Source organism: Fictibacillus terranigra, from assembly GCF_030412265.1.
Taxonomy (GTDB): Bacteria; Bacillota; Bacilli; order Bacillales; family Fictibacillaceae; genus Fictibacillus_C; species Fictibacillus_C terrinigri.
Window position 1 is genome coordinate 217365 of record NZ_JAUHLN010000006.1, and the last position, 15839, is coordinate 233203.

13 protein-coding genes are annotated in these 15839 nt (G+C 44.5%); 5 read left to right on the plus strand and 8 right to left on the minus strand.

Annotation, left to right across the window (positions count from 1 at the left end):
- Nucleotides 1-228: 228 nt before the first annotated feature.
- The 5 genes from yhaM to QYF49_RS22610 form a co-directional block, all read right to left on the minus strand.
- Nucleotides 229-1188 carry a 3'-5' exoribonuclease YhaM gene (gene yhaM, locus QYF49_RS22590; protein WP_290401851.1) on the minus strand — a complete coding sequence of 320 codons (960 nt, stop codon included), beginning with the start codon at nucleotides 1186-1188 and terminating at the stop codon, nucleotides 229-231.
- Nucleotides 1189-1218: 30 nt separating this feature from the next.
- A complete protein-coding gene (locus tag QYF49_RS22595) occupies nucleotides 1219-2571 on the minus strand; it encodes a sensor histidine kinase (RefSeq protein WP_290401852.1) in 1353 nt (450 codons plus the stop codon).
- Complete coding sequence (locus QYF49_RS22600; protein WP_290401853.1) at nucleotides 2568-3239, minus strand: response regulator transcription factor; 672 nt, start codon at nucleotides 3237-3239, stop codon at nucleotides 2568-2570. The genes QYF49_RS22595 and QYF49_RS22600 overlap by 4 nt, the downstream gene beginning before the upstream one ends.
- A 77-nt stretch (nucleotides 3240-3316) precedes the next feature.
- Nucleotides 3317-6334, minus strand: coding sequence for an ATP-binding protein (locus QYF49_RS22605; RefSeq protein ID WP_290401854.1), 3018 nt, complete (start codon nucleotides 6332-6334; stop codon nucleotides 3317-3319).
- A 13-nt stretch (nucleotides 6335-6347) separates the two neighbouring features.
- Nucleotides 6348-7559 carry a metallophosphoesterase family protein gene (locus QYF49_RS22610; RefSeq protein WP_290401855.1) on the minus strand — a complete coding sequence of 404 codons (1212 nt, stop codon included), beginning with the start codon at nucleotides 7557-7559 and terminating at the stop codon, nucleotides 6348-6350.
- A 194-nt stretch (nucleotides 7560-7753) separates the two neighbouring features.
- On the opposite strand from QYF49_RS22610, the gene QYF49_RS22615 reads away from it, so the two are divergent.
- Complete coding sequence (locus tag QYF49_RS22615) at nucleotides 7754-7939, plus strand: YhzD family protein (RefSeq protein WP_290401856.1); 186 nt, start codon at nucleotides 7754-7756, stop codon at nucleotides 7937-7939.
- Nucleotides 7940-8032: 93 nt separating this feature from the next.
- Nucleotides 8033-8467 carry a GNAT family N-acetyltransferase gene (locus tag QYF49_RS22620; RefSeq protein WP_290401857.1) on the plus strand — a complete coding sequence of 145 codons (435 nt, stop codon included), beginning with the start codon at nucleotides 8033-8035 and terminating at the stop codon, nucleotides 8465-8467.
- Between the two features lie 141 nt (nucleotides 8468-8608).
- Here the strand turns inward: QYF49_RS22620 and QYF49_RS22625 are convergent, their stop codons facing one another.
- From QYF49_RS22625 to QYF49_RS22635, 3 genes are all read right to left on the minus strand, one after another.
- Entirely contained in the window at nucleotides 8609-10093 is a 1485-nt protein-coding gene (locus QYF49_RS22625) for an aldehyde dehydrogenase family protein (protein ID WP_290401858.1), read from the minus strand.
- A 160-nt stretch (nucleotides 10094-10253) separates the two neighbouring features.
- Nucleotides 10254-11099: a Cof-type HAD-IIB family hydrolase gene (locus QYF49_RS22630; RefSeq protein ID WP_290401859.1), complete on the minus strand. Its 846-nt coding sequence runs from the start codon at nucleotides 11097-11099 to the stop codon at nucleotides 10254-10256.
- A 375-nt stretch (nucleotides 11100-11474) separates the two neighbouring features.
- A complete protein-coding gene (locus tag QYF49_RS22635; RefSeq protein ID WP_425589625.1) occupies nucleotides 11475-11837 on the minus strand; it encodes a YlbF/YmcA family competence regulator in 363 nt (120 codons plus the stop codon).
- A 182-nt stretch (nucleotides 11838-12019) separates the two neighbouring features.
- Between QYF49_RS22635 and QYF49_RS22640 the strand changes: the two genes are divergently transcribed.
- The 3 genes from QYF49_RS22640 to QYF49_RS22650 all read left to right on the plus strand — a co-directional run bounded on the left by QYF49_RS22640 (nucleotide 12020) and on the right by QYF49_RS22650 (nucleotide 15654).
- Nucleotides 12020-13381 (plus strand): YheC/YheD family endospore coat-associated protein, encoded by a 1362-nt coding sequence (locus QYF49_RS22640; RefSeq protein ID WP_290401860.1) that lies wholly within the window; start codon nucleotides 12020-12022, stop codon nucleotides 13379-13381.
- Between the two features lie 79 nt (nucleotides 13382-13460).
- A complete protein-coding gene (locus QYF49_RS22645; RefSeq protein WP_290401861.1) occupies nucleotides 13461-14342 on the plus strand; it encodes a PucR family transcriptional regulator in 882 nt (293 codons plus the stop codon).
- 214 nt (nucleotides 14343-14556) lie between these two features.
- Nucleotides 14557-15654 (plus strand): ABC transporter ATP-binding protein, encoded by a 1098-nt coding sequence (locus QYF49_RS22650; protein ID WP_290401862.1) that lies wholly within the window; start codon nucleotides 14557-14559, stop codon nucleotides 15652-15654.
- Nucleotides 15655-15839 lie beyond the last annotated feature (185 nt).

Consider the following 15839-nt stretch of genomic DNA (forward strand, 5'->3'; position numbering starts at 1 on the left):
AGTATGACAAATGGTCCATTGCTCAAGAGAAAAGGTGATAACTAAATAAATCACACTGGTACGCTATAAACTTAAGGAAAAAATCGCCTTCCTTTAGCCATCAGGTACAGATTTTGATTTAGTTAGTTATTTAGCAGACACCTTTTCTTGAACAATGGGTTTCATTTGTCATAGCCTCCATCTCATTTATCTCTCTCTAAATTTACCATATTCAAATTGTTACGACAATTACTTTTTTGCTAATTCTTTTTCAAATAGTGGTTTATAAAGGCTTCGATTGTCCAGCGGGAAGATCTTTTCCGTGAATTCCCCAGGTTCTATCTTGCCGAGCGCCCTATCCATCATATTGATTTTGGCATCAAAATTATCGATCATATGCAGGATTTCTGCCTCACGGATCATTGGAGCCTTAGGGCTTCCCCATTCCGGTTTACTGTGATGGCTTAGGACAAGATGCTGGAGAACGGTGACTTCCTCCCCTTCAATTTCCAGTTCTTTTGCAATAATTCCAATCTCATTTACCATGATGGAAATATGGCCAAGAAGCTTTCCTTCCAATGTATAGTTGGCCGCCACCGGTCCGGACAGCTCGATAACTTTGCCCAAGTCATGAAGGATGATGCCGGAATAAAGAAGATCGGTATTCAGTGATGGATAAAGGGAGGCTATTCCCTTGGCCAGATCCAGCATAGACACAACATGATACGCAAGTCCAGAAACAAATTCATGATGATTCTTTACGGCTGCCGGAAACTTAAAGAAATCATCCTGATATTTCTTTAAGAGGTTCCTTGTGATTCGTTGAATATTCGGGTTCTGCATCTCAAAAATATACTGGGTGATTTTCTCCATCATTACATCCTCTGCGAGGGGAGCTGTTTCTACAAAATCACCAATTTTCACGCCGTCCATTTCTGTTGCGGGCCGGATATGTTTGAGTTTCAGCTGCAGCTTCCCTCTATAGCTGCTCATATCACCAGTAACTTTGATCAACGCCTGAGGAACGTATTGATGCTCGTCCTCCGGTGAGCAGTCCCATAGCTTGGCATCGATATCTCCTGTCTGGTCTTGAAGAATCAGATTTAAAAACGGCTTTCCGTTGCTTGCAGTAGATTTGGTCGATGATTTGATCATCAAGTAGGAATCTACCACTTCTCCTACTTTGTAGTGAGCAAGACCTTTTTTCATTATGTCACCTCATAGTTTTTATCGTTTTCCTCACGTTTGACGGTCTTTCGGAAGGATTACCTCAAAAAGAATGCCCTCCTCTATATTCGTTACTTTTGGCGTTCCGCCATGCAGCTCCGCAATCCGGTTCACAATCGCCAGGCCCAGCCCGAACTGCCCTTTATTGCCTTTTCGGAACGGCAGGAAAAGGTTCTCCCTGTCCCTGTCAGAAAGCTGCTCCCCATCATTCCATACGCCAAGGGAGATATTGTTTCCTTCTTCTTTTGCGGATAATATGATTTTGGACTTTGCGTATCTCATCGCGTTTTGAATGAAGTTCTCAAAAACGATGGTGATCTGCTCACGGTCGCCCCAGAATAAAACTTCATCACCCATGATGGAAAATTCGATATCATCCCGCTGAAAACGGAAACGGCTGATGATTTCCTCTGCCAGCACACCAAAATAGATCATTTCCCACTGCAGGGTCTGTTGTTTCAGTGTATCAAGCTTTGTAAAATACAGCATGTTCTTTACCCGATTCTCCATCCGGTCAGCTTCACTTAAAATGACATCCATCATGTCTTCGATGTTATTTTTCGGCATGATGCCGTCCTTGACCGACTGGGCATAGCTTTTAATCGTCATAACCGGAGTTTTCAGTTCATGGGAAGCATGCTGGATAAATGTCTTTTGAGCGGTGTCATACCGTATCAGGTTCTGGCGCATGGATTCAAACTGCTGCGAAAGCCTTTGAAATTCGTCATCTTCATGCCAGATAAACGGTTCTTTCCAGTTTCGCTTAGCGATCTGTTCAAAACGCTTCCCCAAAATCGTCAACGGAGCCCTAAGGTAGCGTGCCATCCAAAGAGCAGGAATGACCGCTATCATTCCGGTAAAGAATAAAATCCAAAGCAGCCGTGTCCATAGCCGGTCCACCATCTGATCACGGTACGTATCCCACATGTAGGAAATTAAATAAAAGTTCCCCTGAGAATTTGTTTCCAGCCTTTTCACGATGTAGAACAGTGTAGCATCGCCATACGTCAGTTCGTATTTCTTTTGATTGGCTCTTTGCTTGTAGGCATGTGAACTCATCTCTGCAAGCACATGATCAGGAATAAAATCCCCTTTTGTACCAAGATAGTCGTTCTTGATGACGACATGGCCAACAGAGCGGCCTAATTTTCTGCGCTCTATAAAATCGATCGATGTATCAGGCTGAGGAATCTCTTTATCCTGATCCATCAGTTGATCTTGTTCTATTTTGATAATTTTGTAGGTTTCATCAGTCATCGTCTTTTTAATAGAAAGCGGAAAGATAATTGCGAGAATAAGCCCTATGAGAAGGATTAAAAGGGCAAACGATATCCAGATTCTCTGTGTCAGATTCAAACGGATCATGAAGTAACAATCCTGTATCCGTTGCCGTAGACCGTTTCAAGATTCAAGCGCGGCATCTTCTTTCTTACCCGCCGTATTACATCATCAACCGCACGTTCTGAGCCGAAATAATCCGAGCCCCAAACATGAGACAGGATCTCTTCTCTCGCTTTTGAAGTGCCAAGATTTTCAATCAAATACAGCAGAACGTCCATTTCTTTGGATGTCAGGTTAATGAGCTCTTCATCAAAGGTGATTTTTCTTGCAACAGGATCAATAATATAGCCAGTGATCTCTATTTTCTTAGGTGCCATCGCTCCGCTTTCATACACCCGAATGAGAAGTTTTTTAGCTCTGATCACCAGTTCCCTCGGCATGAACGGCTTGGCAAGATAATCATCACTGCCTAATTCCAGACCGACTATGCGATCAAGGTCCTGATCACGGGCCGAAATAAAAATAACCGGAGTATCCGCATGCTGTTTGATTTTCCTTAATACTTCATACCCGTCAATTCCTGGAAGCATGATGTCAAGAATCCATAGATGAGGAGTATCTTCTACGTTTTTTGAAGCCTCTTCGCCATTGTCAAAAACGGTAACGTTCCAACCTTCTTGTTCCATATACGCTTTTAAAACCTGTGAGAGATTCTCTTCATCTTCCACAAGGTAAACCTGATAATCACTCATTGACCGTTCCCCTCCTGTTCGCAGGTTCAGCTCTAAAAGCACTTCTGCTACTCTTTTTATATCATAAACTCTTCACTTTATAAAAAAGCACCCTCTCCCGAACCGACAGACTGGAAATCCTTTAACTGAATGACAGGCTCGGATGGCCTGTCCCCAATAAGAGCTTCGTGGCAAGTGAAAAAGATGACCTGATGCGTTTTCCCGATCTCCATGAGCAGGTCCAGTGTCTGTTTCGTACGCATCGTGTCAAAGTTAACCGTTACATCATCCATAATCAGCGGCATGCTATCTCTTTGATGCAGCGATGCCAGGGCAAGCCGTACACATAAATATAGCTGTTCAGCTGTGCCTCGGCTTAATTCACCGGGATGAAAACGAACACCATCATTCCGCTCAATGACCAAGCCTTCCTTTTCTCCCGCCAGCAACACTTTCGCGTATTTTCCATCGGTAATTCTGGAGAAATACATGCTTGCCTTCTGAATAATTGCTGGCAGCCGCTCTGTATGAAACTGTTCTTTCGTTTGTTTCAGCAAATCTGCAGCCGTCTTGTAAATCGTCCATTTTCTTGCGTGCTCTTGCAAAGTATCCTTTAACGTTTCATAACGCTGAACGCATTCAGAGTAGCTTCCCTCTTCCTCCAGCTGACCAAGACGAAGGGAAAGGTCCGCACTTTTGTCCTTGAGGCTTTCCAATTCCTGTTCCGTTTCTTTAAGGGTTGCTTCGGTTGCTGCAATCTCCTTTTCCAGATTAAAAGATTTGTCGAGCAGCCTGTCAGATAGAATGGAAATTTCCTCATCTTTGTATCCATAAGCCTGCAGCTGCATCTCCGTCTGTAACAGTTGTTCCTGTGTTTTTTTTCTTAATATTGCTTCTTCGCCCTTTTTCCTGTACATTTCTTCATCATCCGCACAGGCTAGCTGAAAAAGACGCGCCTTTTCTGCACTGTAGCTTAACTGCTTGGTCAGCAGTTCCTGCTCATTTTCAAGTGCTGCCTCTTTTGCATCAAGAAGCGCTTCAAGCTTTCGCTGCTTCTCCTTTTCCTGCTGAAGCAGCATCTTGGCTTGTCCTATTTTTTCCGGATAAGAGGCAAATGCAGAAAGACCGAGTTGTTCCGAAAGAAGGTTGACCTCTTCTGAAATAAAGGAACAATTTTGCTGAACCTGAGAAAGTTTTTCCTCCAATTGGCCTTTTTCCATCCAAAGTTCCTTTAGTTTTTCAATCATTTCAAAATAACCGGGAAGCAGCAGGTGCTGCCAAGAACCGTTAAAACCATTTTCCCTGCACCATTCCTGAATGCCGGCTTCAATGTTATATTCCTCCAGCTCGAGTTTGTCATAATCCGCTGCGTTCTGCTGATAGGATTGCTCCAGAAGCTTCGTTTCTTCCAGAAGCCTGTCATAATCCTTAAGCTTTGCCTGCTCCTCCAGCCATTGTGTCTGTAAACGGTCAAGTTCATCAAAACTGGAGATGCCTGAAAGCTGCTCCTCCAGCCTTTGATGCTGTGACAAGAGATCGGGAAGACGTTCCTTCTCTGTCTGAGCCGTTCTGGTCAGCATCCAGAATAGAAAACCAGCGCCTATCGCCACAATGGAAAGGAGTGCCCCTGCCATCTCTCCTTTACTCACAAGATAAAGGATAATGGCGGAAATGAAGATCAAAAGAGCGCCGCCGCTAATCCAGGTTTTCTTTCGCGGATTCGACCGTGTTTGGGAGTCACCTTCCGCATTTTTCATTCGAATCTGAATCTGCTCTTTTTCAAGAAGAAGCCTTCGAAAGGTCTTATCATGGTCAGCGCGTCCTTTTAGTTCAAGAAACTTCGCCTCATCCAGCAGTTTGCCTTTCGCCAGCGTCGCCCGTTCCTCTGCTGCTTCCAGCCGGCTTCGGGAGGCTGACAGCTCCTGATCCAGCCATTCCCTCTTCTGCTGCAGCAACGCCTGTTTTTTTATTAAAAGAACAAGCTCGTTTTTGGCCGCCAGTCCGTTGTTTAATTCAGAAATGTTTAATTCATCCGCATCATAGTCTGTTTCACGGATCAGGCGGTGAATTTCTTTGCTGAGCAGCTCACCCTTTTGAATCAAGCCGGCCTTTTCGGTTAGGTAGCCCTCAAGATCATGAATCTTCTGTCCGGCAGTTTCAATCCGGGTCTCTTCTTCCAGAACACTTTCATTGATTGCCAGATTTGCAAGCTGTTTTTCAATTTCTGTGGTCTTATTCCTGCAGACGGATAGGTCACCTTCAAGATCAACCAGCTTTTCCTGCCAATAATCAAGCCGCTGCAATCCGTTTTCAGGAAAGTCTTCCTCTGGGAGATGGTCAAGGGCCAGCTTCGTTTCTTTCCACTTCTGCAGTGAGGGAAGCACTGATTTCCACTTTTGGAATTCATACCAGCGTTCCTGATGAAGCACCTTTTCCTTTTCCGCTCCATTAATGGCGTTCTTCACTTCTTTTAACTCAATAGCGGCAGGCTGAAATTCTGCAATCTTCCTTTTCCATTTCAACAGATCTTCTTCTGCTCTTTGAAGTTCATGAAGCATTTCATTTATGACAGGTTTTCTTCCGCCAGGCTTAAAAAGGGCTGCCTGCTGTTTTTCCAGCATCGCTTCAAGCTCCTGAAGCTCCTTGCTTCCCGTCATGCCTGCGCCGAGTAAATAGTTTCCAAGCCGATCCCTGCTGATTTTCTCAATCTCTTGAAGGCCGTCAATATCGAAGCAATAGATTCCTTGAAAAAGAGAACGGTCCAGTCCTTTTAGCAAGCTCTGCAGAATATTCTCATCTGCTTGTCCACCGTTCCCCAAATAGACCGTAACATCACCTGCCGCTTTTCCTGCTACCCGCTCGATGGTCACCTCTCCGTGCGATTCTGTCCACAGGGTAATTGATCCGCCCATGCGGTTTCCATCCCTTGGCTCATATCTTCTTTCATTCGTAAGCTTGGATGGAAACCCAAAAAGCATACACCGAATAAAACTCATCAAGGTTGATTTGCCCGCTTCGTTTTTTCCAAAAATAAAGCCCGCTCCCTGGGACAAGTCATACAGTTTGAGGTTTTGAAACTTGCCAAAATGATAGATATGCAGTTTCTTAATCCACATCTCTCCATACCTCCTAATCTTTCAGCAAAAACCGTAAAAGAAGTGTTTCTGCCTCCTTGATGATTTCTTCAGCCTCTTCCGGTTCAAACGGCTTTAAATATCGTCTCGCCCTTTTATGCAGGAACAGCTCTCTTGCAGTATTAGGCATGTCCTCGTATGCACTGCTGTTATTCAAAAGAGCCCCGACAAATCCCCCATCGTTTACTAGCTGATCCCGGTTCCAGCTTCTCTTCATCTGATTAACAAGAGCGAATGGATATACAAAAGAGGAAACCTCCTCTTCACTGTCCTGAAGAGTCTCCATCAGATCCTCCAGCAGCCGTTCATCGGTCATCTCCTGAAATAATGAAGAATTACCCTCAATGATGAGTTTAAGAAGGACACCCTTTCCTTCTATTCTGGCATTCTCTTTCACCTCGATGCACGTTTCAATCATCTTGGACATTGCCGAGTATCCAGTAAGATCGATGAACTCTTCTTTCCAGATGATATCTTGAGTTTCATGGAAGATCCGCAGCCGGTTCTTTGTATCGATGATATAACAGCCCTTCTCTCCTGTTTCCTTTGGATTCCTCCCCTGAATGTTACCCGGATAGATTACAGGAGGATTCTGGCTGAGCTCCATTCTTTTATGAATGTGCCCCAGGGCCCAGTAATCATAGCTTTTATTCAAGAGCTCCACCACTTTAAACGGAGCGTAGGGTTCATGATCACTATGTCCGTCTGCATTCCCGTGAAGAATGCCAATATGATAAGCCTCATCTTTTTTTTCCGGAAATAAAGGAACACGGTTCTCCGGTACAGAACGTTGTTCATAACTGAACCCGTGCAGCATGGCAGTCAATTTTCCATTCTTATAAAAAGGAACACTGCTCGGAGCCCCGCCATTAAAAATATGAACGCTTTCTGGCCATTCAATATCAATCCATGAACCTTCAAGGTGATCATGGTTCCCGTGAACCATAAAAGTCCGGATTCCGTGTTTGTCCAATCTCTCCAGTTCTTTCCGGAAATACGTCTGAGCTCGCAGGCTTCTCGAATCTCCGTCATATATATCACCTGCAATAACGACGAAGTCCACCTTCTCTTTTATTGCAAGGTTTACCGCATGGGTAAAGGAACGGAAGGTGCTGTTTTGAATACGTTCAAATATCGGTTTGGGCAGATATTTCAATCCTTTGAAAGGGCTGTCCAAATGAAGGTCAGCACAATGCAAAAACTTCAACACCCATCTCTCCTTTTTCTTACACATTCTATCCTTTATTTTACCATATATACGAAAGCACGTTCTCGTATTTGGGAAAATACCCATAATTGTCGCAGCTGTTTCGATAAGTGAAGGAAAGCATAAAAAAAAGCAGGAAATTTGGCGAATAACAAGAAATATAATTTAAGAATCTTGAAGGGAGTTTTCACACCATGAACAAGTATTTTCTTACGGTATATGATAAGTCCGGCGAAAAATTACTAGACGAAACCATACAGGCCAAAGACGATCACGAAGCGAAAGCAATTGGTGAAGAACGATTAAAGGAGAAAGAGTTCAGCGAGCGCACACATCGTCTTACTACTCCAGCTGGTGCCCTGCTTCTTTTTCACCGCTGATCACTGTTTCTGGCCGATCTGACAGTATGTAAACAGACATCTCTGTATATCCATTTCCTGATTTTCCTATCTTACAAAAAAAGAGGTGCGAAGATGAGTGAAATTTTCATTCGGAGGGGGACGATTGAGGATAGCCTGTCTCTCTCTTATTTAATGGGCGATCTCGGCTATCCTACCACTGAGGAAGAAATGCGTGACCGATTAACGTATATTCTTCAGGATCCATCCTACATTTGCTTTGTCGCTTGCTATAATGAGGCTGTCATTGGAATGATCGGTCTTGTAAAGGGCTATTATTTTGAGAAGAACGGGACGTATCTGAGGATTATTGCCCTTGTCGTAAGTGAGGAATATCAAGGGAATGGCTTTGGCAAAGCATTAGTACGCCATGCTGAAGAATGGGCTGAGGAACAAGGATGTACATCAATCGTCCTGCACAGCGGAAAACACCGTACCGATACCCACGAATTCTACCGTAACCTTGACTATGATGATACCGGACTCCGCTTTATAAAAGTCATGATTTAAAGCTAAGAGAAGCGCCTGGCTTACATCAGACAAGCATCCGAACCAGGCATTTCTTCTCTGCATAAAAAAAGCCCGGCTGCTGGATCTGGCAGCCGGGCTTTTCGTTTCCGTTCAGTTATTGACCCCTTAATCATATTGCTTTTATTTTAAGTTCACCCACACACTTTTTACTTCAGTGTAGTTATTTAATGCATAAGAGCCCATCTCACGGCCCATACCTGACTGCTTGTATCCGCCGAACGGAGAAGCTGCATCAAATGCATTGTAGCAGTTAATCCAGACTGTTCCGGCTTTCAAGTGATTGGATACATAGTGAGCTGTTTTTAGATTTTCAGTCCACAATCCTGCAGCCAGGCCATAATCAGAACGATTCGCACGCTCGATGACTTCATCGAGGTCTTCAAATGGCATTGCCGCCACAACCGGTCCGAAGATTTCTTCTTTAGCAATCGTCATCTTATCATCTACATCCGCAAAAATAGTAGGTTCTACAAAGTAACCTTGCTCAAACGGTTTTGTTCCTCCCGTTAACAGCTCAGCTCCCTCTTCCTGCCCTTTTGAAATGTAGCTCATAACACGGTTCTGCTGCTCTTCTGATACGAGCGGCCCCATCGTTGTGTCCTGATCGAGTCCAGGACCCTGCTTAATGTTTTTCGCATGGGAAACCATGTCAGCAACGACATTATCAAATGCCTTCTTCTGAATGAAAAGACGCGATCCAGCGCAGCATACTTGTCCTTGATTGAACATGATGCCGCCGAGAGCACCAGGAATCGCACGCGTCATGTCTGCATCCGGAAGAATGATATTCGGTGATTTTCCGCCAAGCTCAAGCGTTACACGCTTAAGTGAATCCGCTGCATTTCTCATGATATTCTTTCCGACTTCAGTTGAACCCGTAAAGGCAATCTTGTTTACATCCGGATGATCAACAAGAGCCGCACCTGTTTCCCCCGCACCCGTTACGACGTTCAGCACGCCCTCAGGGAAACCTGCTTCGCGCGCCAATTCTGCAAGATAAAGCGCAGAAAGCGGAGTCTGCTCAGCAGGCTTCAGCACGACTGTACAGCCTGTAGCAAGTGCCGCCCCAAGCTTCCATGCAGCCATCAAAAGCGGGAAGTTCCAAGGGATAATCTGCCCTACCACACCAACAGGTTCATGGCGGGTATAGTTAAAGAAGCTTCCTGCAACCGGAATCGTTTGTCCGACGATCTTTGTCGCCCAACCGGCATAGTAGCGGAAATGTTCAATTGCCAAAGGAACATCGGCGTTCATCGTTTCGCGGATCGGTTTTCCGTTATCCAGCGTATCGAGCTGGGCAAGCTCTTCTCTGTTCTCTTCCATCAAGTCCGCAAGCTTATAAATTAAGTAGCTGCGCTTTGCCGCGCTCATTTTAGACCAATATCCAGAATCAAAAGCTTTACGCGCCGCATCAACCGCTAAACCGATGTCTTCTTTTCCGCCTTCTGCTACAAGCGCTAAAACCTCTCCTGTTGAAGGATTAAGTGTTTCAAACGTTTTCCCTGATTTAGAGGGTACCCATTCACCGTTGATAAAAAGTTTCTTCGTGCCGTTTAGGAATTCTGCTACCTTTGGCTTCAAATTCAGGTTTACTGTTTTTTCCATTACAATCCTCCTCATATACTTGTTCCTTACGTAAAGATGTTTCGACAGCACTTTATGAAAACCCTTTCACATTTTGTCGGTTTTACAATTTGTAATCTAAATGAAATATTTTTTACGATCTCTCCACAATAAAAAAGCCCCGATTCGGAGCTTTTTCTCTTTAATACAATCCTACTCTCAGCTGCTTTCGGAATACTTCTTTTATCATATAAGGAACGCCGAGCTGATCGTTCGTCCTCGTAATCCAATTGGCAGCCTTCTTTACATCCTCTGGAGCATTGCCCATGGCCACGCCAAGGCCTGCCATTTCAATCATCTCCCTGTCGTTGTGGGAATCGCCGACAGCGACCATCTCCTCTGGTGCTACATCCAGCTTAAGCCCGAGCAGCCTTAATGCGTTGGCTTTCGTGACATTGGGAGCAGTGATTTCGAAGTTGCACTTCGTCGATGATGTGTATTCAAAATTTGCAAAACGGGCCTTCAAGTGCTGTTCCGCCGACCGCCGTTCTCTTTCCTCAAAGAACTGAATATCAATTTTTGACGGAGTCACCTCTTTTTCCAGTACGTGATTGCTGAGGCTCTCAGTAAACGTTACCGGATAAAACAACGGATCTCCCGCACCGAGTGTCACTTTAGCAACGAGCTGACTTTTTTGCTGAACCTGGTTTCCGACTGAAAAGCGTTCATGCACGAGACGAATATGGCAATTGTAATTCTCCAGGATGCTGACGATCCGGTATGTGTCTTCTCTTGAAAGATGGGATTCAAAATACGGTTCATCTACGCTTGAAGCAATAAACCCTCCGTTCTGGCTGATTAAGTATCCATCAAGTTTCAAGGCTTTTGCAATTTTTTTAGTAGAAGGAAAGTTCCTCCCTGAGGCAAGCGTGACATAGACCCCTTTCTTCTTCACATAATCTATCGCTTCCCTCGTTTCCCTATCCAAGCGAAAATTGCTTCTAAGCAGGGTCCCATCGATGTCAAGAATAAGCATCCGGTATACCATGGCAATCCCCCCTCTGTATCGAATAAAGACTCTCTCTGTCAAAATATATTCGAGGTTGGCAGGGGGTAGAACTGAAATGCTGAAGCGGCTTCAAATCTCAAGATAAGCCGGTGCGGATCTCACACAGCAATAATTACTGCGGAGAAGTATGTTGGTGATGGCTCCTTTGCATAGTGATCGGAATTATCAAAAAAATAATTAAATACGCTTCAATTCCGCTCAATTATTTTCAGTTCGGCACAATTAAGCCAAGTTAGGCGCAATAATGCCCCAATTTAGCTCAATCGGCCACTTTATCCTGCAAAATAATCCCCCACCGCAAAAAAACCGTCTCCCCGCACAATGTGCGCCGGAGACGGTTTTATACGATCCGATTTACTGCTGCTCGTTATCGGCCATCGGCCCGTAGATCTCTTCGAGCGGCTTAGTGATGATTTTATTCAAATCAGAAATGATCAGGCTCATGCGCTGTTCAGTTGCCATAAGTTTGCTGATGATCTCGTTCTGCTGAACGGCTTGGAACATGGATTGAGCTTTTTCTACTTCCTCCTGCGTTACCTGTTCGCCTGTCATTTGTTTTTGCTGAAGGCCCATTTGCAGGTTGCGGAATTCCTCAAACATTTTTTGTGCTTCTGCATCCGCGTTAACTTCTGCATAGCATTTTTTTAACGTTTGGAAGTCCTCGCTGTCACGAAGCGCTTTTTCAAGGCTGTAAGCCAAATCATAAATATTAGACATGATTGTAATCCTCCTCAAAACTCTGAATGCTCTATCACTATAACAGACCTTACACGCACATCACAATGAATCCTAATTGTTAAACACGATTTTCATCGGCCTTTCATAGTATACGGTATCGGCTTATGCCTAATCCATCGGGAATGCGGTGCAAATCGCACTTCTCACAGGGAGGGAATGAAATGCAGCAAGCAGTTCTGCCGATTTGCAAAAGCATCAGTTACGGAAACATCGTTTATGTTCCGGAGTACCTGTTTAAAGAGGCGGTGGGACCTGTATCGATGATCTTTGGTTCGAATAGTGCCGTTTGCCACGCCGTTCCTCATCACAAAAATGAGCTTCTTTTAACAAAGGACCTTTGGGAGGAACTCTCCATTCCATTTGAGGCAAAAATCCATGTACATATCTTTGGCTCTCGCTTCCTGATCGGACCGCTTGTCGCCATTTTCACATCAGGAGTGGGACTCTTTCCTTCCCGCCCTGTCGGAGAGCGATCTTCCTTTTTCAGCAAACTGCTGACAGCCGGCCGCCAAGTCGGAGCATACTATTTTGTTTTTGGACCTGGCCAAATCCACCAGGAAAATCGAATGATCAATGGGTTTTTTTACTCGGATGAGGGATGGTCCCAGCACCTTGTCCCCCTTCCCTCTGTCATCTACAACCAAATTCCAAACCGGCGGACAGAGAAAAGCTTGAAATACAAAAAAACTGTTCATCTACTTGAGGCCCAATGGAAGATTCCCTTCTTTAACCCTTCTTTTTTCAGCAAATGGGAGATCTTTCGGTTTCTGAAAAAAGAGAGTGCTGTGAGGAATTACCTTCCCTATACAGCAGTGAACCCGGGTGTTCAGCTGATCGAAAACATGTTAACCGTGTATCCTTCTGTATTCTTCAAACCGGTCGGCGGCAGCCATGGCCGTGGAATTCTGTCCGTGCGAAAAGAACCCTCAGGCGGTTACAGCTGTAGATTCCGCGAAGACAACCACCCCAGAATTGAGCAGCATTCGAGCTTGATCTCACTTCTGAAAACACGCAAGCTCTTTGGGCGTCTTCAAAATACACTCGTACAGCAAGGGATCGATTTGATCGCCTATGATGACCAGCGCCCGGTTGACTTCAGAGTGCATACCAATAAAAACATGGAAGGAAATTGGGTGGTCAGTGCCATAGCCGCTAAAATTGCCGGAAAACAAGCGATCACCACACATCTTGCGTACGGCGGTGAAGTAATGCGGCCCGAAGATGTATTGATGCACACCGGACTTCCAGCGAATGGCCTATTAAAACTGCAGCTCGCTGCATTACAGCTCAGCGAAGCCATTGACAAGAATACAGCGGGCATCATCGGAGAGATCGGCTTTGACCTCGGTCTGGACTCGGAAGGAAACGTTTGGCTCATTGAAGCCAATTCCCGGCCGGGGAGAAGTATTTTCTCTCATTCTATATTCAGGGCAGAAGACCGTGCGACAAGAATGCTTCCTTTGCAGTATGCTGTCCATCTCACCCATCAGTCTTTAGTTTCCGGCAGTGTGAATGCCCATTGATTGCTCCTCTTCTTCATTTTTGTTACATCGTGTTCTCCACTGGTATACTAACGGTAGATTAAATAAAGGGGTTTTCAGTATGCTAACCAAACTTCAAGCTTACTACGGAGAACATCTCACAATCTCAACGGACCGTCCGCAACATTATTATTGGTTTGTTGACCAGGATGGGAAAAGATTCGGGATCGCCAAATCTCGAGTGTCTTCTGATGAACTGAGTTTATTAAACTCACTTTTCACTCAGGGTTCGGCTGAATCCCCACTTTCGCCTCGGCAGCTATTTTGGAAAAACGTTCTTTCGGGTGATCACCCTGAGGCAGAGACCGAGAGCAGCTTCAGATTTATTCATTTCTTTTTAAAAAACCCCCTTTCGGACCAAGAAGCATTTATGGAAGCCGTCTCTGGCATTTTTCCTTTAGAAGTGACGGTATTGTTCATTACATCTCAATACGGGGTATTGATTGAACCGAAACCAGATGAACGCGAAGAACTGCCCTACGACCAAGTCAAACCTGTTCTGACCGGTGATTTTTATACGGACCTGGATTTGTTCCTTGGCATGTGGATTAGGGATTATAAGGAGGCACCCGATCAATATCATCTTGAAAGGGAACTGTTTTCTTCTGTCCGGCCTTTTCTTCCGGCTCAAGAGGTATACAGCCGGGAAGATCTAGTGCCTTATCTGCTGCTGACCCAATTGGGCAAGTCCGCTCTTTACTTTATTTCTCAGTTGATCCCTGAAGAACTGTATGGCGACAGAGACCTGATCCAAAGTATCAAAGTTTATTTGGAATGCAACATGAACCTGTCGATGGCGGCAAAAAAACTCTATATTCACCGCAACAGCCTTCAATACCGGGTCGATAAATTTATAGAAAAAACAGGGATTGACGTTAAACAGTTCAAACCCGCCATGGCGGTTTATCAAGCACTGATCAGCAGAGAAGGGACGAGCAGGTAGTGTTTTATGCCTAGCATAAATAATGTAGTTTTTTAGGCACAGCCTAAATTTAATGTAGTTTTTTAGGCACAGCCTAAAAAACTTTTTGTGCACTATGCACAAAAATAGCGCTTTCATTTCGGACAAGCCTCCAATGTACGAAAGCCCTTTCATTCGTTAAAATGAAGACAAACAGCAAATGCTTTTCTTTTGCGAACTAAAGGAGGCAGTAACAATGGCAGAAATCAAACTTCAAAATATTGTGAAACGGTATGACAATAAAGTAACGGCAGTACATGATTTTAACCTTGATATTAAAGATAAGGAATTTATCGTATTCGTAGGGCCATCTGGCTGCGGTAAATCAACGACTCTTCGTATGATCGCTGGACTTGAGGATATTTCTGAAGGAGAGCTTGTGATCGGCGACCGTGTTGTCAATGATGTGGCTCCTAAAGACCGTGACATCGCGATGGTTTTCCAGAACTATGCCCTTTATCCGCACATGAACGTATATGACAACATGGCGTTCGGATTAAAGCTTCGTAAATTCAGCAAAGAAGAAATTGATCGGCGTGTTAAAAATGCTGCGCGCATTCTTGGACTTGAGCAATACCTTGACCGTAAACCTAAAGCCCTTTCAGGCGGTCAGCGCCAAAGGGTTGCACTTGGACGTGCCATTGTCCGTGACGCTCAAGTATTCTTGATGGATGAGCCGTTATCCAACCTTGATGCGAAGCTTCGTGTACAGATGCGTGCTGAAATTTCGAAGCTGCATCAGCGCCTTCAAACTACGACGATCTATGTAACACATGACCAAACAGAAGCGATGACAATGGCGACTCGAATCGTCGTAATGAAAGATGGTCATATCCAGCAAGTTGGATCACCGAAAGAAGTATACGACACTCCTGAAAATGTGTTTGTCGGCGGATTTATCGGTAGCCCGGCGATGAACTTCCTGCAAGGAAAGGTGGAAGATGGATTCTTCGTGGTCAACGATATCCGCGTATCCATTCCTGGCGGCAAAATGAAAACTCTGAAAGACAGAGGTTACCTCAATAAGGAAGTAACCCTTGGGATTCGTCCGGAAGATATCCATGATGAGCCAGTGTTTCTTGAGTCTTCAACAAACACAAAGATTACTGCACGAATTGATGTAGCAGAGCTAATGGGCGCTGAAACTTTCCTTTACTCTACAATCGCTGGCCAAGATTTCATCGCACGTGTTGATTCACGTACAGATGTTCAAAACGGACAAAACATCGACCTGGCGTTTGATATGAACAAAGCACATTTCTTCGATAACGATACGGAAGAGCGCATTCGATAAGCTTCCAATTTAATACCAGAAGAACCTCTTTCTCCATTGAGAGAGGTTTTTTAGGTTTTTCTGATTTTCATGTGAAAATCCCACCGAATTAGGGAATAATGTTTAATCATTGACAACATTTAGTTTACTGATTAAAATGACTAAAGAATTCAGATGAGTTTTATCGGTTTAAACTAAAAAAACAA